The sequence below is a fragment of the Bordetella tumulicola genome, assembly GCF_054779135.1.
In genome coordinates this window covers 17734-37913 of sequence record NZ_BAAGYU010000005.1, presented here as the reverse complement: position 1 = coordinate 37913, position 20180 = coordinate 17734, and the positions used below count along the sequence as shown (strand labels likewise).

Here is a 20180-nt window from a genome sequence, read left to right as displayed (position 1 = left end):
CGAAAAATGATTGTATCGCTAACACATGACACAATCAGCCGAAGACATCGCGGATGAACGCTGGCCGTGGACCGTATACCGCGCCAAAACGTGCGAATACGCCGACCTGAAACAACAAGCCCCTGTAAAAACAGGGGCTTGTTGTTTGGCCAACCAGAGCCGCTTGCGCGGCCTGGAAGAACAAGGCGATTAGCGCTTGCTGAACTGCTTGCGCCGACGGGCCTTGCGGAAGCCGACTTTCTTACGTTCGACTTCGCGGGCGTCACGGGTGACGAAGCCAGCTTGCGACAGCGCGGGCTTGAGCGCCGCGTCGTAGTCGATCAAAGCGCGAGTGATGCCGTGACGGATCGCGCCGGCTTGGCCGGTTTCACCGCCGCCGTGCACGTTGACTTTGATGTCGAACGATTCCAGGTGGCTAGTGAGATCGAGCGGCTGACGCACGATCATGCGACCCGTTTCGCGGGCGAAAAATTCGTCGACGGGCTTGCCGTTAACAACGATGTTGCCCGAACCTTTTTTGATGAAGACACGAGCCACCGAGGTTTTGCGACGGCCGGTTCCGTAGTTCCAGTTACCGATCATGGCGTTTCCTTAGATATCCAGCGGCTTGGGCTGCTGAGCGGTGTGCGGGTGCTCGGCACCGGCGTACACCTTGAGTTTCTTGATCATGGCGTAGCCCAGCGGACCCTTGGGCAGCATGCCCTTGACGGCCTTCTGGATGGCGCGGCCGGGAAAACGCTGCTGCATTTTCTCGAAGTTCGTTTCACGGATACCGCCCGGGTAGGTGGTGTGACGGAAGTACTTCTTGTCTTGCGTCTTGTTACCCGTAACGACGATGTCAGCGGCGTTGATGATGACGATGTAATCGCCCGTATCAACGTGCGGCGTGAATTCAGGTTTGTGCTTGCCACGCAGACGACGTGCGACTTCGCTGGCCACACGACCGAGGACTTTGTCCTTGGCGTCGATCACAAACCAGTCACGCTGGACTTCATGCGGCTTGGCCACAAAGGTCTTCATGATTGGTTCCTAAAAGGTAAAAATTTCCCTTGCCAGAAGAGCCTGGCAAGACTTTTTCCTCGTTCCGTTGTGCGTTGAGCCATCATCTGCCACCTGACCGGGGAAAGTCCCTGCCCTGATGATTCGCTGATGGACCCGCGGCTGGCCTAAGCGTTATTACCCGCCCGTGCTACCAACCGGAATAAGGGAAAGCTGACAATTCTAGCATGACTGCTCAAATAATGCACAACCGGCCCCGCGGGGCCGGTTGTGTTCAAGCGACAATCCGATTACTTCTTGGACGACATGGCCACGCCGAGATATTGGTCGTAGGACCCTTCGGCCAGACGGAACCAGGGCACGATGCTGTCGCGGAAACCCATGTAGTTGTCGTACAAAGCCTTGAATTGCGGGTCTTTGTCGGAAAACTCTTTGTAGACCGTCTGGGCGGCCGCATAGGACGCGTCCATGACCGAACGTGGGAACGGGCGCAGCTCGGCACCGGCGGCGATCAGCTTGCGCAGGGCGCCGGGGTTGAGCGCGTCGTAGCGGGCGGTCATGGCGACGTGCGCGACGCGGCTGGCCGCCTCGACGATGGCCTGGTAGTTCTTGGGCAGCCCCCCCCAGGCACCTTCGTTCAGATACAACGAGACCTGCGGGCCGCCTTCCCACCAGCCCGGGTAGTAGTAGTACTTAGCGACCTTGTTAAAGCCGAGTTTTTCATCATCGTAGGGGCCAACGAACTCGACGGCGTCCAGCGTGCCCTTTTCGAGCGACGGGTATACGTCGCCACCAGCCAGTTGCTGGGGCACCACGCCCAAACGGGACAGGACTTCGCCCGCAAAACCAGCGGTGCGCATTTTCAGGCCCTTGAGGTCTTCGACCGTCTTGATTTCCTTGCGATACCAGCCGCCCATTTGCACGCCGGTATTGCCCATCGGAAAGTTGACGATTTTCTGCGGCTTGAACATTTCGCGGGTCAGCTTCATGCCGTCGCCGTCGAACATCCAAGCGTTCATTTGACGGGCGTTCAGGCCAAAAGGCACGGCCGCGTCAAAGCAGAATGCGGGATTTTTGCCGTAGTAGTAGTACGAAACGGTGTGACCGCATTCGATGGTGTTATTGGATACGGAGTCCATCACCTGCAAAGCCGGGACAATCTCGCCGCCGGGGAATTGGCGGATGGTGAATTTGCCACCCGTGGCTTCGCTGACGAACTTGCAGAAGATTTCGCCCGTGCCGTACAGCGTATCCAGGCTGCGCGGAAAGCTGGACGCCATGCGCCAGTTCAGGGTGGGCGCATCTTGCGCGAATACCGGCGCGGCAACCGCGGCGCTGCCCGCGACAGCCCCCAGGCCGGCTTGTTTCAAAAAGGAACGGCGTTGCATGTGATTGGCTCCTCGAAGGCAACTCGTTATGGGATATCGCAGGCGATATTGGGCGGATATTACACGTTGTTATATCCGCGCTGTACAGGGGTTTGCCTGCCCCACAGGCCAGCAAACCCACGGTTTGACTATTCTTGATGGATCGTCAAACCCCCGCGATCGCCATTTGCTCGATCAGGATAGAGCCCGTGCGCTTGGTCCCACGGGCGATGGTATCGGCCCCCACAGCCACGATCTGGCGAAACATGTCCGCCAGATTGCCGGCGATCGTGATCTCTTGTACGGCGTGCTGAATTTGACCGTTTTCAACCCAATAGCCAAATGCGCCGCGCGAGTAGTCGCCGGTGACGTAATTGACGCCCTGGCCGATCAGTTCGGTCACCAGCAGGCCAGTGCCGAGCTTGCGCAACATGGCGGCGAAATCGTCATCGGCCCGCGTCAGGCGGGATGACAAAGTCAGATTGTGCGATCCCCCCGCGTTGCCTGTCGTGGCCATGCCCAGTTTGCGCGCGGTATAGGTGGACAGGAAATAGCCCTCGAGCACACCGGCGGCCACCACGCTGCGGGCCTGGGTACGTACCCCCTCGTCATCAAAAGGCGAGCTCCCCATGCCGCCCGGCACGTGCGGATCTTCGGCGATATCGATGTGTTCGGGGAAAATGGGTTTGCCCAGCGCATCGAGCAGAAAGCTGGCCTTGCGATACAGGGCGCCACCGCTCGTGGCCTGGGTAAACGCGCCCAACAAGCCCAGCGCCAAGGGCGCCTCGAAGAGCACCGGAAATTTTCCGGTACGGATGCGCTTGGCCGACAAGCGCGACAAGGTCCGTTCGGCAGCGTAACGGCCGATCGCCTCGGGTGACGCCAGGCGGGCGGGATCGCGCTCCGAGGTGTACCAGTAGTCGCGCTGCATGTTGTTGCCACGCCCGGCAATGGGGGCTACCGACAGGCTATGGCGCGAGTATGGATACCCGCCCAGAAAGCCCCGGGTGTTACCCATGACGAACTGACCCTCGTAGGTTCCCACCGTCGCGCCGTCAGTATTGGTGATACGGCGGTCCACTGCACCGGCGGCGTGCTCAGCGCGCAAGGCCAGCTTGGCCGCCTGCTCGGTGGTGATGGGCCACGGATAATGCAGCGCCAGATCGGGGATCTCGGTCGCCAGTAGCTCGGCATCGGGCAGGCCAGCGGCGGGATCGGCTGCCGTATGGCGAGCGATGTGCCAGGCGGCCTCCACCGTCTGCCGCAAGGCGGCTTCGGAGAAATCGGAGGTCGAGGCCGAACCCCGGCTTTGACCGGCGTAGACGGTCAGATCCAGTGAGCGGTCACGGGTTTGTTCGACGGTTTCGATGTCGTTTTTACGCACCGACACCGAAAGCCCCAGGCTTTCGGAGACCTCGGCGACGGCGTCGCTGGCGCCGATCTGGCGCGAATACGCCAGGACTTGTTCGACCAGTTCGCTGAAACGCGCGTGGTTCGCAGCCAGGGCAAGGGAGGAGGTAGGAGTATTGACCATTGCAGTCCAGTGAGCAGAGACGGTTATCATAGCTAACTCTACGTTGATGCTGTTCCCTATTGCGGTTCTCATGACTTCCACCATCCCTGATCCAGCCTCCGAGGCCGAACTCGACGAAAACGGCTACGACCGTCCCAGCAAGTCTCAAATCAAGCGAGACATGCACGCGCTGCTCGATTTGGGCAAACAATTAATTGAGTTGTCGGCTGATCGTCTGAAGCAATTGCCTCTGTCTGAGCGCCTGTACGAGGCGATCCGCCTGGCACAGCGGACCCCTAGCCGCGAAGGCAAACGCCGACAAACCCATTTTGTAGGCAAGCTGATGCGCGACGCGCCGGCCGACGAAATCCGCGCGCAACTGGACGTCTGGGAAAACGGCTCGCGCGAAGAAACCGCCGCCATGCACCGGCTGGAAACGCTACGCGACCGGTTGCTCACCGACGACGACGCGCTAACGGAATTGCTCAATGCGCATCCCGACGCCGATGCGCAGGCATTGCGCGCCACCATTCGCGCCGCCCGCAAAGAGGCTCAGGGCAACGCCGCCCTGCAACCCGGACAAGAGCCACAGCGCAAGCACTATCGCGCACTGTTTCAGGCGTTAAAGGCGTTGTCAGCCTGATTCTGACGCCCCCTGCCGCCTGCCCTCAACCGCCCTTACGTTTTCGATTCTAGCCATGACCGCATCCCCCGCCCTGCTGGACTGCCTTGAAATGCAGACTGCCCCCAATCCGACTCACGCCGTGATCTGGCTGCACGGGCTCGGTGCCGACGGCAACGATTTTGCACCTATCGTGCCCGAGTTGCGATTGGCTGATAGCCCGGCAGTGCGCTTTGTGTTTCCGCATGCGCCCGTGCAACCGGTCACCATCAATGGCGGGATGGCGATGCGGTCCTGGTACGACATTCTCGTCACGGATCTCGTGCGACAAGAAGACGCCGCCGGTATCCGGCAATCCGAAGCCGCCGTGTGGGCGTTGATTGCTCGCGAAAACGCACGTGGCATTCCGACGTCCCGCATTGTGCTGGCGGGATTTTCGCAGGGCTGCGCAATGACACTGCACACGGGGTTGCGACTGGAAGAAAAGCTGGCCGGAATGATCGGCTTGTCGGGCTATCTGCCGCTGCTGGAGACGGTCGCAACGCAACGCCACGAGGCCAACGCCCACACACCGATTTTCCTGGCGCACGGGACCTTTGACCCGGTGGTCGCCCTGCCCCGTGCCCAAGCCTCGTTGGCGCACCTGCAGTCGCTGGGCTACGACGTGCAGTGGCACACCTACCCCATGCCGCACTCGGTATGCGCGCCAGAGATCAATGATATTGCCGCGTTCTTACGTACCGTGTTGACCGCCGACGCTTAAAAGGCGCGGCCACACCGCAAGCATCCCGCCCGCGGGCTTGGGCCTCATCACGCTGTCGGCCCCAAACCCAGCCACACGCGCCGCATCGAAGGATCGTCCGGATCCGGATCGTTGGTGAATCCCAATCGGGTCATCAGCGTCAGCATGGGGCGATTGCTCGCCAACACCAATCCGTCGATGTACTCAAGCCCTTGTTCGCGCGCCGCGTCGATCAGGGCCTGCATCAGTTGACCGCCCAAATGACGGCGTTGCCAATCATCTCCAATCACCAGGGCGTACTCTGCCCCTCGCCCATCCGCATTACGTAAATAGTGAGCGAAGCCGATGATGATCTCGCGCGGATGGCCCCGGTTTTCAGGGTTTGGCACAAAGGTCGTCGCCACGAGCGCCAGCTCGCGGTGATAGTCGATTTGCGTATAACGCGCGACCATACGCGGAGTGAGTTCGCGCATCATGGACACGAAGCGCATATAGCGCGACCGCTCGGACAATCCTCGAATGAATTCCTGTAGCGTCTGCCCGTCTTCGGGACGAATAGGACGGATCGTCCATTGTGCTCCGTCATCAAACTCGCGCCGGTGCACCAAGCGGACCGGATAGGGGTGAATCGCCATATGCGGATAGCCGCTGGTCTGCGGCGCGGCGCTCACGGCATCGGAGCACAACGTGATGCGCACTTCCTCGGCGCGCAGTTGTGACTCGCCCGCATAGAGCGGATCGAGATCCAGCGACTCGATGTCCGGTAATTCAGAAATGATCTCGGAGACATGGACCAAGGCTTGCTGCAGGGCTTCAGCCGCCGCAATACTGAGTTGCGAGACGAGCACGCGCTGCCAAACGCGACTGCGCTCGATCAACTGACGCGCGAGAAAGCCATTGAGCGGCGGCAAATCCCTGCCGCGGTCGGCCCCCGCGAACAACAAGGCATCAGGCCCCCCTGCGCCGAACTGAATAATCGGCCCGAAGTTCGGATCGCGCCGCACGCGGATCGCCATCGGCCGGGACTCCGGTTCGCCCGGCAACACCCCCGGCGGAAAATCCCGCAGCGGAACATAAAAGGCGTCCAGCACCGTGCGACATTCGGCGGCCGACAAGTTCCGCCGTCCCGTCGCGCGCGCACCCTCAAGCACAAGACGCGCACGCTCCACATCCGGTAGACGACTGGGTGGCTCCGGCGGCAACGTTTGCAGCAATAGCTGCTGGTTGTAGTAATGCGAGGACAGCACGCCGAAGGCGTCGGCGGCAGACTCTGGTGTGCGAAACGCGGGCGTCCCGGCATCGTCAAGCATGCGACGCAACGGCCGCATTTCCGCATCACCCATAAAGCAACTGACCACCGGCTTGCGTGCCTTGGGCGCAAACTGCGCGAGTTGACGCGCAACGGCGGACAAATCCGCCAGGGCATCGGGCGCCAACAACACCAGGACGCCATCCACGCCTTGATCGTCAATCAGACTATCGAGCATGCTCTGAATGCGCTGGGGAGTCAGTGGGACAAAGGTGATCACGGGGTTGTCAGTTGCCGCATCGGGCTCAAGCTGCTCTACCAGCGAGCGTCGCGTGGCAGGGGTCAGCTCGGCGCGCAACATCGCCGTGTCGGGGCCGATGAGATCCAGCGCCAATTGCGGCGGGCCGCTGCCATTAGACAGAATGGCCACCTGTCGGCCACGCGGTCGACGCGTGTAGCCCAACACTTTGACCGCGGAGAACAACTGCACGAAATAACGCACGCGCACCGCCCCCGCGCGCCGCAAGGCGGCATCGAGCGCGGCGTCACTACCCGGGGGGCCCTCTCGCCCGGCCTTGAGCACGATCACAGGCTTGACGCTGGCGGCCGAGCGCAGTGCGCTCATGAACTCACGGGCCACCCCCACGTCCTCAAGGTAAAGCACGATACTGTCGGTTCGGGGGTCGCTGGCCAGAAAGTCCAATACCTGTGCCAGGCGCACCGAGGCTTCGTCCCCGAGCGAAATTGCCGTAGAAAATCCGATATGTACGTCATCCGCCCAGTCCATCACGGCAGCGGTGATGGAACGTGATTGCGTAACGAGCGCGACTCGTCCCGACCGTGCGAGAGACGGGTGTTGACTGAAATTCAGCCCCTCGTGCGGACGCTGTATTCCAAACGCGCGAGGGCCCAGGAGCACACAGCCGGTTTCTTCGGCCCAACCACGACACAACGCCAGGGTACCGCCCGGATAAGGATCGGGTAGTTCGTGGGGCAACACAATCGCCGCGCGCGGGCGCAAAGGGGTCAAGCGGCGCAGGATATCCGGCAAGATGGCGGGTGATACGCACACCAGCGCCAAATCCGGGCGCTGCCCGGCCGCCAGGCCCTGGCAACCCTCTGGCAATTGAGGCGCCAACCCCGGCTGTACATCGACCTGAGTCGTGCGTGCGCGTAATTCGGCGCGCAAATGATCGGCCACAGGCAAGGGCCGATCGGTCACGATCAACAGAGATTGGGGGTCGAACAGCGGGGCGAGAGCGTGTCTCAACATGGGCGAATCCAGCGCTATTCTAAAATAGGTCCATCGTAACAAGACGGCTGCGTGATCGCCACGATTGCGCGCCAAGTTTCCCACCCTCTGGGCGGGACCTGCCACGCCTTTTTCTGCTGACTATGACATCGACCCCTATTCGCACCCGTTTTGCCCCCTCGCCCACGGGTTTCCTGCACCTGGGCGGCGCACGCACCGCGCTGTTTTCCTGGGCGTTCGCGCGCCATCACCAGGGCGTATTCGTACTGCGTATCGAAGACACCGACCTGGAGCGTTCCACGCCCGAGGCCGTGCAGGCGATTCTGGACAGCATGGACTGGCTGGGCATGCAGCCTGACGAAGGCCCGTTCTATCAAATGCAGCGCATGGATCGCTATCGCGAGGTCGTCGCACAGATGCTGCAAGCGGGCACGGCCTACTACTGCTACAGCTCTCCCGAGGAAGTCGAGCAAATGCGCGAAGCCGCACGTGCCCAAGGATTGAAACCGCGTTACGACGGCACATGGCGTCCCGAGCCGGGTAAAACGCTGCCTCCCGTTCCCGAGGGCCGCAAGCCCGTGGTGCGCTTTAAAAATCCGCAGGAGGGCGCCACCGGCTGGAATGACATGATCAAGGGACCCATCAGCTTTGACAATAGCGAGCTCGACGACCTGATCATTGCGCGGCCCGACGGCACACCCACCTATAACTTCTGCGTGGTCGTCGACGACTGGGATATGGGCATGACGCACGTATTGCGCGGGGACGATCACGTCAACAACACGCCACGCCAGATCAACATTCTGCGTGCCCTGGGCGCAACGCTGCCTGAATATGGTCACGTGCCGATGATTTTGGGTCCCGACGGCGAAAAGCTGTCCAAGCGCCATGGCGCGGTCAACGTCATGGAATACGACGCGCAAGGCTATCTGCCCGAGGCGATGATCAACTATCTGGCCCGCCTGGGCTGGAGCCACGGTGATGACGAGCTCTTTACGCGCGAGCAGCTGGTGCAGTGGTTCGACACCGATCATCTGTCCAAATCGGCATCTCAATGGGACCCTAAAAAGCTGAACTGGGTCAACGCGCATTACATCAAGCAAATGGACAACGACGAGTTGGCCACCCGGGTCGCACCGCGCATTGAAAAGCGTGGCGGCAACCCCGCCGCCATTGACTTGCCTGCCGTGGTGGGATTGCTGAAGGATCGCGCTGAAACGCTGGAACAGCTCGCCGAATCAGCCATGCTGTTCTGCAAACCCTTTGCACCCGCGGCCGCTGAACTGATCGAACAACACCTGACACCGGCTGCTCGCGAGGCCCTTGCCGACTTTGCGCAGCGCGCCGCCACGACCGACTGGACACGCGAAGGCATCTCGGCGCTGATCAAGTCCGTGCTGGCGGATCGCGGCATGAAAATGCCGCAATTGGCGATCCCGTTGCGGGTGGCCGTGGTGGGCCAGACGCAGACACCGGCAGTCGATGCCGTGCTGGCCTTGATCGGAAAAGACACCGTGCTGCAACGTCTGTCGGCTGTCTAAATCATAAAAGTCGGCGCGCTGCCTGCAAACCGCCCGGCTTGCAGGCAGCGCAAACGACGGCGCGTCGACGGCCGGCCTTTAGGCCGTTATCCCGCTGGACTTTGCTCGCGTGTGCCGCTGCAACGCCCAGGCAAAACCCGCACCCAGTAACGGCAACAAGACGGCCGACGTACCGAACAAGACAGCGGCGCCGGCTGCGTCCACGAATACACCGGCCAGCGCCACGCCCACCGCCTGCCCCAAGAAGAGACATGAGGCAAACCAGGCGACGGCCGTCCCGCGTGCCGAGGGCACCATTTGTGTCGCGTGCGTTTGCAGCGTGGCATGCAGCAAGTAATAACCAAAACCCGCCACCAGACTGGCGCCCAGCGCCCATCCCCATGATGGCCCCAACCAGTACGCCATAAACGCCAGGCCTAGCACCAGTCCGCCCGATTTCACGAGGCCGCGCTCACCGAGCCAGCGCAATACTTGCCGCGCCACCAGGGTATATAGCAAACCGCCCACGGCATACACCGCCACGACGGCGCCTGCCGCCGTCAGCGACAAACCGAACTGGTCATGTAAATACGTCGGCACAAATGCCAGGGCACCAAATACCAGCAGGCCTTCCAGAAATACGGTCGCCAGGATCACTCGCGCCCAAGATACGCCGAACACCGTACGCACCTGCGCCACGAATCCATGTCGGGCAACAGGCACGCCCGCTGTCTCAGGGCCCGCCTGCTCGTCAGGCTGAGCGGGCGCCGCCGCGTCCTGTCTCTGAACCTCACGCCACAGCATCGTCCCGACGATCACATAGCCTGCCGCCAGCGCGCCAAAGGCCCAACGCCAGCCTATCGTGTCGGTAAACACACCGCCCGCCACTTGGCCCAATGACATGCCCAATATAGTGCCGGTCAGGAACCGCGCCAACGTGGTCTGCCGCTGTTCGTAGGGCACGTTGTCGCCAATCCAGGCCATTGACAAGGGCACAATACCTGCCCCGGCCGCACCTGATAACGCCCGGCACACGATCAACATATCCAGGTCGGAAGCCAGCACGGCTCCTGCACTGCCAATGGCGCAGGCAAAGGTTGCGATGGCCACCACGCGAAACTTGCCATAGCGATCGCCCATGGGCCCGAAGAACATTTGCAGCAGGCCATACGCGACCGCAAACGCCGTGACCGTCACGCCCGCCTGTCCCGTCGACGTGCCAAACTCGGCCGCCAGGCGAGGCAACATGGAATCACAGATACGCATGGCGGTGGCGCTGGCGAAAGACGCCAGCGCCAGCAAGAGAATCGATCGGTTTTGAGCGCTTAGAGAGGCCATCCGTGCCGCGTTATGTCCATGTCAGAAACTCACTATGCGGCCCAATACCGCCTTAATCGGGCAAACGATAACCCGGTTGCATCCGCCGTGCCGTGATGACCTGTCCGCCACTGCGCAACTCGCGCAGCGTCAAGCGCGCAGGTTCGGCCTTTTCGAGGCGATAGCGATTCTGATAAATGGGATCCTCGGTATCGACCGGCTCACCATAGGACTTCGTCGTCTGCAAGGTGAGGACACCATCTGCCATTTGCCAGCAACCGGCTTCGCGCAGGCCCGGCCGAATACGTTTACCGACTTTCACTTGCGAGTCATAGGCCATAGAGCCGTCAGCGGCCAACACGATCAGCGCCCGGAAATCGCCGGCCACGCCGCGTGGTCGGGTATTGGATTGCCATGTACCGATCAGTTTGCTGCCCGCCTCGGCGGGCTGGCACTTCACGGCCACCATCCCGGCAGGCTCGGCCAACGCCTGCTCGATCGGAACCGACTTACGCACCGCACACCCAGCCAAAATCAACGCGGCACCCGATACAGCGAGACCGCGATACCACCACACACTCTTCATCACATCCTCGAACTGCGCATATCGCCCGCCTGCGGGGCAAACTAGGCATACACATTTGCAGGTGGGACTCTAATGACGACGGACCAAGGATGCAATGCAGCAATTTCAGGAATGCGGCGTAGAAGCAACAGAGTCTGAAACAATCGTTGAATGCCATCGTATGGCAGCGCGGAAAATAAACAGGGGCAGCTTACGAGACAATAGGTGCTACTTGGGCAGCCATGACCTTGTCCCCTGGCAAACACATCACGTCACAACCGCAAAATGACGGACATGACATGCCACCACACGCGTACCCAACCCGCCCTGCCTCAGGGGCTGCGCCGCATCAGGCAGCGTCCAGCGGTAAACGAAACTCGTGCTTGATCTCGCGCAGCGCCACAATAGTACGCGTTTGGCGAATGCCTGGCAGGTTGAACAGAAAGCGATGCAGAAACCGATCATAGGCCTCGGGGTTCTCCACCAGTATCTTGAGCAAGAAATCGGAATCTCCCGTCACCGCATAGCACTCCAGGATCTCAGGCGCATTGCGTACCGACCGCTCGAAATGCTCCACCGTGGCGGCCGAATGCCGCTCGAGGCTGATTTGCGCAAACATGCATCCCTGCAAACCGACCTTGGTGCGATCAACCTGCGCGGCGTACCCCTGAATCACGCCCGCCGCCTCCAGCGCCTTGACGCGACGCCATACCGGCGCCGTCGACAAGCCCACCAGCTCGGACAATTGCTGTGCCGACGCGCGGCCGTCTTCTTGCAAGGCGCGCAGGATGCCTATGTCGGTCTTGTCCATTTGCCTTTCCTTTTACTCAAAACGAAATGTTTATTTCGAATTATAGGGATTACACGATCCAATAACGCAATAAATCGCCACCCCAGCGCCCCTATCATGATCTTAATGACAAGGAGCGAGCATTATGGACGGTACTCCGCGAGATATCTCCCCGACCGCCGAACCGGCGCTCGACCTGGACTATCAGCTGCAAGACAATCTCACGCGCACAGACGGCCCGGTTTTTCTGACGGGCACCCAGGCGATCGTACGGATACTGATCGCCCAACGCCGCCGAGATCGCGAACACGGGTTGAACACGGCGGGCTTTGTGTCGGGATACCGTGGCTCACCGCTGGGAGGCGTGGATATGGCCATGTGGAAGGCCAAAGCGGTCCTCGACGACCACCAGATTACGTTTCTGCCGGGCATCAACGAGGACATGGCCGCCACCGCCGTCATGGGTACACAGCAAGCCGGCGTGCGTGAAGACCGCAAGGTCGATGGCGTTTTTGCGCTCTGGTACGGCAAAGGCCCCGGCGTGGATCGCGCGGGCGACGCCCTGCATCATGGCACCGCTGCCGGCGCCTCACGCCAGGGTGGCGTGCTCGTCGTGGTCGGCGATGACCATACCGCCGTCTCATCGTCCATTCCGCATGCCAGCGAAGCCTCGCTCATCGGTTGGCAAATGCCGATCGTGCACCCGGCCTCGGTCGACGAATACGAAACCTTTGCGCTGTGGGGTTGGGCGCTATCGCGCTACAGCGGCACCTGGGTGGCGTTCAAAGCCGTGTCGGAAACCATTGAAAGTGGCCAGTCCTATACGCCCGCCTCGACCACGTCTTACGATATGCCGGCCAATCCCGAACTGCCGCCCGAGGCGTTGGAATACACCGCGCGCGACTTTCTGTCGCCCGCAGTCGAACATCGCATGCAAACCCGGATCAAAGCCGTGCGAGCGTTTGCGCGCCGCCATAGCATCGACCGATTGGTCTGCCCCGCACAGCACGCCACGGTGGGCCTGGTCACGGTAGGCAAGGCACACCTGGACGCGATGGAAGCCCTGACCCATCTGGGGATCCATCCGCACGCCGCCGATGGCCCGATCCGCATCTACAGACCCGGCCTGACCTGGCCGCTCGATGCCGAGCGCCTCTATGATTTTGCGCGAGGCCTGTCGCACATCTTGGTCATCGAAGAAAAAGGCGCCGTCGTCGAAAGCCAGATCAAGGATCTGCTCTACAACCGTTCCGAGCGCCCCACTGTGATCGGCAAAACCGATCTGGATGGCGAACCCCTGATTCCCTCAACGGGTCAATTACGTCCGTCGCTGCTGGCCGCTCCGCTAGCTGCGTGGCTGAGCCATGCCGCGGGACTGCGTCACCTGTCTGTCCCCGCGACACTGACCTGTCCAACGCCCCTATCCAATACGGCCGATGGCATGCGACGACGCCCTTACTTTTGTTCGGGCTGCCCGCACAGCACCTCGACTAAAGTCCCCGAAGGCAGTCAGGCGCTGGCCGGTGTGGGGTGCCATTACATGGCGACCTGGATGGATCGCAACACCTCCGGCCTGACGCAGATGGGCGGCGAAGGCGCGGACTGGATCGGGCTCTCTCGCTATATCGAGATGCCGCACGTGTTCCAGAACATGGGGGAAGGCACGTATTACCACTCGGGGTATCTCGCGATCCGGCAAGCCGTCTCGGCACGCGCCCACATTACCTACAAGATCCTGTTTAACGATGCCGTCGCCATGACCGGCGGGCAACCGGTGGACGGACCGATTTCGGTTCCGCAGATATGCCAGCAACTGCGCGGCGAGAACGTCGCGCGCATTGTCGTTACCACCGACGAACCCGACAAATACCAAGGCGTCGCGTTGCCAACGGGCGTCACCGTGCACCATCGACGCGAACTCGATGCGCTGCAACGTGAGTTGCGTGACACCGCGGGCGTCACCGTCTTGATTCACGATCAGACCTGTGCCGCCGAAAAACGCCGGCGTCGCAAGAAACAGCAGTTCCCCGACCCGGCGCGGCGCTTGTTTATCAACAGCGCCGTGTGCGAAGGCTGCGGCGATTGTGGCGTGCAGTCCAACTGCCTGTCGATCGTGCCAATGGAGACGCCCTACGGCCGCAAACGCGCCATCGACCAGTCCAGTTGCAATAAGGATTACGCCTGCGTCGAAGGCTTCTGCCCAAGCTTTGTGTCCGTGATGGGAGGCAAACTCCGGCAACGATCCGCGCGCACCCCAAGCACATCCGATGCCCCGGCCCGCCCGTCATCCGGCACCGCGACGGCCGACTGGCGCCATCACCTGGCGGCATTACCCATGCCCGCCATCGAACCGCCTGCGCACCCCTACCGCCTGCTGGTCGCCGGCATGGGCGGCACCGGGGTGATTACCATCGGTGCCATCGTATCCATGGCCGCGCACCTGCAAGGCTTGTCTGCCTCGGTGCTGGATCTGACCGGACTGGCACAAAAAGGCGGCGCGGTCATCAGCCATATTCGGCTTGCACCCAAACAAGCCGCGGATGGTCCGGTACGATTGGACTGGCAACAAGCGGATGCCGCGATTTTGTGTGACCCGGTTGCCGCCACCTCGCCCGACGCATTGGGTGCCTTGCGCCACCAACACACACGAGCCGTCGTCAATCTCTACGTCGCACCGGTCTCCGAGTTCACGCGCCAACCCGATGCCGCGCTACAGCCCGACGCCCTGCTTGCCAAGATTCACCATGCGGTCGGCGCCACGCACACGGCCGCGCTCGATGCCCACCACGCCGCACAAACGCTATTCGGCGATAGCATCCTGTCAAATATGTTCATGCTGGGCTATGCATGGCAGTGCAATCATGTGCCGCTCTCGCACGCGGCGCTGGTCCGCGCCATCGAACTGAACGGCGTCGCCATACAAGCCAACCGCGATGCTTTCGAGGCCGGCCGATTAGCCGCACATCACCCCAAAGCGCTGGAAGCCGCACTGCGCCCGGCGGGGCAAGTGATCCAACTGCACGTCCCGGAGTCCTTTGATCGCGTCGTGGCACGACGCGTTCGTGACCTGACCGCCTATCAAAATGCCGATTATGCGCGCGAGTATCTGCAATGGGTCGAGCGCGTTGCGCAACGCGAACGCGAACTGCTCCCCTCGACGCGACCACCCCGACTGGCTATGGCGGTCGCGCGCAATCTGTTCAAACTGATGGCGTACAAGGATGAATACGAGGTTGCGCGGCTTTACACCGATGGCACGTTTCAGCAGCAATTGCGCGAGCAATTTGAAGGCGATTACACCTTGCGTTTCCATATGGCCCCGCCGCTGCTGGCACGCAAGGACCCCCGCACCGGCGTCCCTCGCAAGATCGCCATGGGGCCCATGACGTTGACCGCCCTGCGGGTCCTTGCGCGTGGCAAGAGCCTGCGTGGTACGTGGCTGGATCTGTTCGGCCGCAGCGCCGAAAGACGCGAGGAGCGCGCGTTGATCGACCAGTACCGCCAAATCATCGAGACACTGCTCGAACATCTCACGGCCGCCAATCTGGCCCAGGCAGCCAGAATCGCCGCCCTACCCGACCAAATTCGCGGCTTTGGACACGTCAAGTCAGCCAACGTGGCCAAATACCGCGCTGCACTGCAACAAGAAATGCAACACTACGGCCCGCAAGCGGCTACGGAGATTTTGCGGCGCAAGCGCGCGTAAAATAGTAAGTGAGAGCAAACACTACGCCGTATGCGCCTGATTGACGCGTCGTACGCATTTTGTCACGAATTATTCATACTCCCTCTGTCACTTCTTCTTGTCTCAATTGCCATTTGATTACTAGAATTAGTGCAAGACGAGGGGTGGTACACTATATATAGTGGTCAAAAGCCAGTGTGGATTGCCTTCCGCCGAGCGTAATCGGGCGTATGCCCTGCGCAGCTAGACCCTCAAACATTCAGATACATTCAGCATCCGGCACGGGGCCTCCCGTGCTCTTTCACGTTATTTCCACAGGAGCTTCCATGCAGACAACGATCGCCTCTGTGACCCGGCCCTCCGCCGTGCCGCCCACCAATCCCGAATCCCCTGCAGACGCCAACGGCGGACAATGGGCCAGCTATAACGTCATTCGCCGCAATGGCTCGGTCGTCGGTTTCGAACCCGGCAAGATCGCCATCGCCATGACCAAAGCGTTCCTGGCAGTCAATGGTGGCCAGGGCGCCGCGTCGGCGCGCGTACGCGAACTCGTCGAAACGCTGACCACCCAATCCGTCAACGCCCTGGTGCGCAACCGCCCGAATGGCGGCACCTTTCATATTGAAGACATCCAGGATCAGGTCGAGCTGGCATTGATGCGCTCGGGTGAGCATGACGTCGCACGCGCCTATGTGCTGTACCGCGAAAAACGCTCACAAGAACGCGCCGCCTCGCAAGTGCAAGATCATGCCGCCGCCCCCGCCCAAGACGAGGAAAGCCACCTGAACGTGGTGGACAACGGCGTGCGCCGGCCGCTCAGCCTGATCTCTCTGCGCACCACCATCGAAGCGGCTGGCGAAGGCTTGAGCGAATTCATCGACGCCGAAGCCATCCTGAAAGAAACCGTCAAGAACCTGTACGACGGCATCCCCGTCGACGAGGTCTTCAAGTCCGCGATCCTGTCCGCGCGCGCGCTTGTCGAAAAAGACCCGGCCTATAGTCAAGTCACGGCACGTCTGCTGCTGCACACGATCCGCAAGGAAGTCCTGGGCGAAGAAGTCTCGCAAGCCGACATGGCGACCCGCTATGCCGAGTATTTCCCTACCTTCATCCAGCGCGGTATCGAAGGCGGCCTGCTCGACGCCAAGTTGGGCAGCTACGACTTGCCGCGTATCGCCGCCGCGCTGGACGCACGCCGCGACCTGCAGTTCGGCTACCTCGGCCTGCAAACGCTGTACGACCGCTACTTCCTGCACATCCGCGGCACCCGCATCGAACTGCCCCAGGTATTTTTCATGCGCGTCGCCATGGGCCTGGCTCTGCGCGAAGCCGATCGCGAAGCACGCGCCATCGAGTTCTATGAAATCTTGTCGTCCTTCGACTTCATGAGCTCGACGCCCACGCTGTTCAACTCGGGCACCTTGCATTCGCAATTGTCGTCGTGCTACCTGACGACCGTGTCTGATGACCTGGAAGGCATCTACGACGCCATCAAAGAAAACGCCCTCCTGGCCAAATACGCCGGAGGCCTGGGCAACGACTGGACGCCTGTGCGCGCCCTGCGTAGCCACATCAAAGGTACCAACGGCGAAAGCCAAGGCGTTGTGCCGTTCCTCAAGGTCGTCAACGACACCGCTGTCGCCGTGAACCAGGGTGGCAAGCGTAAAGGCGCTGTGTGCACGTATCTGGAATCGTGGCACCTGGACATCGAGGAATTCCTCGAACTGCGCAAGAACACCGGTGACGAGCGCCGTCGCACGCACGACATGAACACGGCCAACTGGATTCCCGACCTGTTCATGAAGCGTGTCATGGAAAACGGCGAATGGACGCTGCTCTCGCCGTCCGACTGCCCCGACCTGCACGATAAGTACGGCAAGGCTTTCGAAGAAGCCTATCTGGGCTACGAAGCCAAGATCGCCCGCGGCGAACTGAAGCTCTTCAAGAAGATGCCCGCCGTGTCGCTATGGCGCAAAATGCTGTCGATGCTGTTCGAAACCGGCCACCCGTGGATCACGTTCAAAGATCCGTGCAACATCCGCTCGCCGCAACAACACATCGGTGTGGTGCACAGCTCGAACCTCTGCACCGAGATCACGCTGAACACCAACGATTCGGAAATCGCCGTGTGCAACCTGGGTTCGGTCAACTTGGTCGCTCACATGAAACCCACGGCAACCGGTGGTTTCGAACTCGATCACGACAAGATCAAGCGCACGGTCGACACCGCGATGCGCATGCTCGACAACGTGATCGACATCAACTATTACGCCGTCAAGAAAGCCAAGGATTCGAACGAGCGTCATCGCCCCGTTGGCATGGGCATCATGGGCTTTCAGGATTGCCTGCACATGATGCGCGTTCCTTATGCATCGCAAGCCGCTGTCGAATTTGCTGATCGCTCGATGGAAGCCATCTGCTATCACGCCTACTCGGCATCGAACAAACTCGCACAAGAACGTGGTCACTATCCTTCATACGAAGGCTCGTTGTGGTCGCGCGGCATCTTGCCGCAAGACACGATTGCGATGTTGCGTGATGAACGCGGTGGTCATGTCGAAGTCGATAACTCGAGCACACTTGATTGGGATACGTTGCGCGCAAGCATCAAAGAACACGGCATGCGCAACTCCAACTGCATCGCAATCGCCCCAACAGCGACAATTTCCAATATCATTGGTGTATCTGCGTGCATTGAACCTACTTACCAGAACTTGTACGTCAAATCGAATCTCTCCGGCGAGTTCACGGTCGTTAACGATTATCTCGTTCGTGACCTGAAGAAACTCGGTCTCTGGGACGAAGTCATGGTCGCCGACCTCAAGTACTTCGACGGCAGCCTGTCCCGTATCGATCGCGCGCCTTCCGAACTTCGCGAACTCTACGCCACTGCGTTCGAAGTCGAACCGCACTGGCTGGTCGAGTGCGCATCGCGTCGCCAGAAATGGATCGATCAAGCACAATCGCTCAACATCTACATGGCGGGCGCGTCGGGCAAGAAGCTGGACGACACCTACAAGCTGGCATGGCAGCGTGGCCTGAAGACCACCTACTACCTGCGCACGCTCGGCGCCACCAGCGCTGAAAAATCCACGGGCCGTGGCGGCGAGTTGAACGCTGTCAGCAATGGCCAGACGACTGCGGTAGTCGCTGCGGCAGCTACTGCTTTGCCGGAACCCGAAGTTCTCGGGGCGGTTTGCACGATGCGTCCAGGTGATCCTGGTTTCGAAGAATGCGAAGCCTGCCAGTAATCACCACCGCTTCCGGAGAATTCATTCATGCTTAATTGGGAAAACGACAACCTCGCAACGCAACCGGCGCAATCGCCCGCTCCCGCAGCGGGCGGGCAAGCCGTGCGCCCGGCCACGGGTGCGTTCGCCGATTCGGCGTTGCCGCCTGCGGTCGCAGCCGCCGCGGCAGCACCAGCGAGCGATACCGCCACGGCGCATCGCGTCAAGGCCGCAGACAAGCGCATCATCAATGGCGAGACCGACGTTAATCAGTTGGTGCCGTTCAAATACAAATGGGCTTGGGAAAAATACCTGGCCACTTGCTCCAACCACTGGATGCCGCAAGAGGTCAACATGTCGCGCGATATCGCGCTTTGGAAAAACCCTAACGGGCTGACCGAAGACGAACGCCGCATCGTCAAGCGCAACCTGGGTTTCTTCGTCACGGCCGACTCGTTGGCCGCGAACAACATCGTACTGGGCACCTATCGCCACATCACCGCGCCTGAGTGCCGCCAGTTCCTGCTGCGCCAGGCATTCGAAGAAGCCATCCACACGCACGCTTATCAGTACATCGTCGAAAGCCTCGACCTGGACGAATCCGAGATCTTCAATGCCTACAACGAAGTCCCTTCGATTCGCGCCAAAGACCAGTTCCTGATTCCGTTCATCGATGCCATCGCTGATCCCAACTTCAAAACGGGCACGCCCGAAGCCGATCAAACACTGCTGAAGTCGTTGATCGTGTTTGCGTGCCTCATGGAAGGCCTGTTCTTCTATGTTGGGTTCACGCAGATTCTGGCGCTAGGCCGTCAGAACAAAATGACGGGTGCAGCGGAACAGTACATGTACATCCTGCGTGATGAATCCATGCACTGCAGTTTCGGTATTGACCTGATCAACACCGTCAAACTGGAAAATCCGCACTTGTGGACGCCGGAATTTCGCGAAGAAATTCGCGCATTGTTCCAAAAGGCGGTAGAACTCGAGTACGCTTACGCCGAAGACACGATGCCGCGTGGTGTGTTGGGATTAAATGCACCTATGTTTAAATCCTACTTACGCTTCATCGCAAATCGCCGCTGCCAACAAATCGGCATCGAGCCGTTGTACCCACAGGAAGAAAATCCCTTCCCGTGGATGGCAGAAATGATCGACCTCAAAAAGGAACGCAACTTTTTCGAAACACGCGTAATTGAATACCAGACTGGCGGCACGCTCAGCTGGGAATGACGCACATAGGACCATCGCGCACTGTGGCTTTGCACGATGATCCGATGAAAGCTCCGTCGGCCAGGTATTCGAATACGCATTACCAAGCAGTAGGCA

15 protein-coding genes are annotated in these 20180 nt (G+C 60.6%); 7 read left to right on the top strand and 8 right to left on the bottom strand.

Going from position 1 to position 20180, the window contains the following annotated elements:
• Positions 1-25 precede the first annotated feature (25 nt).
• The gene (locus ACYVDM_RS03445; protein WP_460475311.1) at positions 26-193 is read left to right on the top strand and encodes a hypothetical protein; all 168 of its coding nucleotides are present in this window, start codon (positions 26-28) and stop codon (positions 191-193) included.
• Here the strand turns inward: ACYVDM_RS03445 and rpsI are convergent.
• From rpsI to pmbA, 4 genes are all read right to left on the bottom strand, one after another.
• Positions 190-582, bottom strand: a complete 393-nt coding sequence (gene rpsI / locus ACYVDM_RS03440) for a 30S ribosomal protein S9 (RefSeq protein ID WP_415792203.1) — start codon at positions 580-582, stop codon at positions 190-192. The two genes, ACYVDM_RS03445 and rpsI, sit on opposite strands and share 4 nt — an antisense overlap.
• 9 nt (positions 583-591) lie before the next feature.
• On the bottom strand, positions 592-1020 hold the full coding sequence (gene rplM / locus ACYVDM_RS03435; protein ID WP_415792204.1) for a 50S ribosomal protein L13: 429 nt from the start codon (positions 1018-1020) through the stop codon (positions 592-594).
• Between the two features lie 269 nt (positions 1021-1289).
• Positions 1290-2387 carry a TRAP transporter substrate-binding protein gene (locus tag ACYVDM_RS03430; RefSeq protein WP_415792205.1) on the bottom strand — a complete coding sequence of 366 codons (1098 nt, stop codon included), beginning with the start codon at positions 2385-2387 and terminating at the stop codon, positions 1290-1292.
• Between the two features lie 145 nt (positions 2388-2532).
• Positions 2533-3900, bottom strand: coding sequence for a metalloprotease PmbA (gene pmbA / locus ACYVDM_RS03425; RefSeq protein WP_415792302.1), 1368 nt, complete (start codon positions 3898-3900; stop codon positions 2533-2535).
• A gap of 70 nt (positions 3901-3970) precedes the next feature.
• Here pmbA and yjgA point away from each other — a divergent pair, with 70 nt between their 5' ends.
• Both yjgA and ACYVDM_RS03415 read left to right on the top strand, forming a co-directional pair.
• Positions 3971-4522: a ribosome biogenesis factor YjgA gene (yjgA, locus tag ACYVDM_RS03420; RefSeq protein WP_415792206.1), complete on the top strand. Its 552-nt coding sequence runs from the start codon at positions 3971-3973 to the stop codon at positions 4520-4522.
• A gap of 55 nt (positions 4523-4577) precedes the next feature.
• The gene (locus ACYVDM_RS03415; RefSeq protein WP_415792207.1) at positions 4578-5264 is read left to right on the top strand and encodes an alpha/beta hydrolase; all 687 of its coding nucleotides are present in this window, start codon (positions 4578-4580) and stop codon (positions 5262-5264) included.
• Between the two features lie 47 nt (positions 5265-5311).
• On the opposite strand, the gene ACYVDM_RS03410 is transcribed toward ACYVDM_RS03415, so the two are convergent.
• Complete coding sequence (locus ACYVDM_RS03410) at positions 5312-7765, bottom strand: bifunctional acetate--CoA ligase family protein/GNAT family N-acetyltransferase (RefSeq protein WP_415792208.1); 2454 nt, start codon at positions 7763-7765, stop codon at positions 5312-5314.
• A 122-nt stretch (positions 7766-7887) separates the two neighbouring features.
• Here ACYVDM_RS03410 and gltX point away from each other — a divergent pair, with 122 nt between their 5' ends.
• The gene (gltX, locus tag ACYVDM_RS03405) at positions 7888-9285 is read left to right on the top strand and encodes a glutamate--tRNA ligase (protein ID WP_415792209.1); all 1398 of its coding nucleotides are present in this window, start codon (positions 7888-7890) and stop codon (positions 9283-9285) included.
• A gap of 78 nt (positions 9286-9363) precedes the next feature.
• Here the strand turns inward: gltX and ACYVDM_RS03400 are convergent, their stop codons facing one another.
• From ACYVDM_RS03400 to ACYVDM_RS03390, 3 genes are all read right to left on the bottom strand, one after another.
• Positions 9364-10602 (bottom strand): MFS transporter, encoded by a 1239-nt coding sequence (locus tag ACYVDM_RS03400; RefSeq protein WP_460475310.1) that lies wholly within the window; start codon positions 10600-10602, stop codon positions 9364-9366.
• 52 nt (positions 10603-10654) lie between these two features.
• Entirely contained in the window at positions 10655-11167 is a 513-nt protein-coding gene (locus tag ACYVDM_RS03395) for a hypothetical protein (protein ID WP_415792211.1), read from the bottom strand.
• A gap of 328 nt (positions 11168-11495) precedes the next feature.
• A complete protein-coding gene (locus ACYVDM_RS03390) occupies positions 11496-11957 on the bottom strand; it encodes an Lrp/AsnC family transcriptional regulator (protein ID WP_415792212.1) in 462 nt (153 codons plus the stop codon).
• Positions 11958-12081: 124 nt separating this feature from the next.
• Between ACYVDM_RS03390 and ACYVDM_RS03385 the strand changes: the two genes are divergently transcribed.
• From ACYVDM_RS03385 to ACYVDM_RS03375, 3 genes are all read left to right on the top strand, one after another.
• Positions 12082-15642: an indolepyruvate ferredoxin oxidoreductase family protein gene (locus ACYVDM_RS03385; protein WP_415792213.1), complete on the top strand. Its 3561-nt coding sequence runs from the start codon at positions 12082-12084 to the stop codon at positions 15640-15642.
• A gap of 305 nt (positions 15643-15947) precedes the next feature.
• Positions 15948-18872, top strand: a complete 2925-nt coding sequence (locus tag ACYVDM_RS03380) for a ribonucleoside-diphosphate reductase subunit alpha (RefSeq protein ID WP_415792214.1) — start codon at positions 15948-15950, stop codon at positions 18870-18872.
• Between the two features lie 27 nt (positions 18873-18899).
• Positions 18900-20084: a ribonucleotide-diphosphate reductase subunit beta gene (locus tag ACYVDM_RS03375; RefSeq protein WP_415792215.1), complete on the top strand. Its 1185-nt coding sequence runs from the start codon at positions 18900-18902 to the stop codon at positions 20082-20084.
• Positions 20085-20180 lie beyond the last annotated feature (96 nt).

Excerpts from the sequence above, each read along its gene's own strand:
- ACYVDM_RS03390 (WP_415792212.1), bottom strand. The coding sequence starts at position 11,957 with ATGGACAAGACCGACATAGGCATCCTGCGCGCCTTGCAAGAAGACGGC.
- ACYVDM_RS03385 (WP_415792213.1), top strand. The coding sequence starts at position 12,082 with ATGGACGGTACTCCGCGAGATATCTCCCCGACCGCCGAACCGGCGCTC.
- pmbA (WP_415792302.1), bottom strand. The coding sequence starts at position 3,900 with ATGGTCAATACTCCTACCTCCTCCCTTGCCCTGGCTGCGAACCACGCG.
- ACYVDM_RS03410 (WP_415792208.1), bottom strand. The coding sequence starts at position 7,765 with ATGTTGAGACACGCTCTCGCCCCGCTGTTCGACCCCCAATCTCTGTTG.
- ACYVDM_RS03400 (WP_460475310.1), bottom strand. The coding sequence starts at position 10,602 with ATGGCCTCTCTAAGCGCTCAAAACCGATCGATTCTCTTGCTGGCGCTG.
- gltX (WP_415792209.1), top strand. The coding sequence starts at position 7,888 with ATGACATCGACCCCTATTCGCACCCGTTTTGCCCCCTCGCCCACGGGT.
- rpsI (WP_415792203.1), bottom strand. The coding sequence starts at position 582 with ATGATCGGTAACTGGAACTACGGAACCGGCCGTCGCAAAACCTCGGTG.
- ACYVDM_RS03380 (WP_415792214.1), top strand. The coding sequence starts at position 15,948 with ATGCAGACAACGATCGCCTCTGTGACCCGGCCCTCCGCCGTGCCGCCC.
- ACYVDM_RS03375 (WP_415792215.1), top strand. The coding sequence starts at position 18,900 with ATGCTTAATTGGGAAAACGACAACCTCGCAACGCAACCGGCGCAATCG.
- ACYVDM_RS03445 (WP_460475311.1), top strand. The coding sequence starts at position 26 with ATGACACAATCAGCCGAAGACATCGCGGATGAACGCTGGCCGTGGACC.
- yjgA (WP_415792206.1), top strand. The coding sequence starts at position 3,971 with ATGACTTCCACCATCCCTGATCCAGCCTCCGAGGCCGAACTCGACGAA.
- ACYVDM_RS03415 (WP_415792207.1), top strand. The coding sequence starts at position 4,578 with ATGACCGCATCCCCCGCCCTGCTGGACTGCCTTGAAATGCAGACTGCC.
- rplM (WP_415792204.1), bottom strand. The coding sequence starts at position 1,020 with ATGAAGACCTTTGTGGCCAAGCCGCATGAAGTCCAGCGTGACTGGTTT.
- ACYVDM_RS03430 (WP_415792205.1), bottom strand. The coding sequence starts at position 2,387 with ATGCAACGCCGTTCCTTTTTGAAACAAGCCGGCCTGGGGGCTGTCGCG.
- ACYVDM_RS03395 (WP_415792211.1), bottom strand. The coding sequence starts at position 11,167 with ATGAAGAGTGTGTGGTGGTATCGCGGTCTCGCTGTATCGGGTGCCGCG.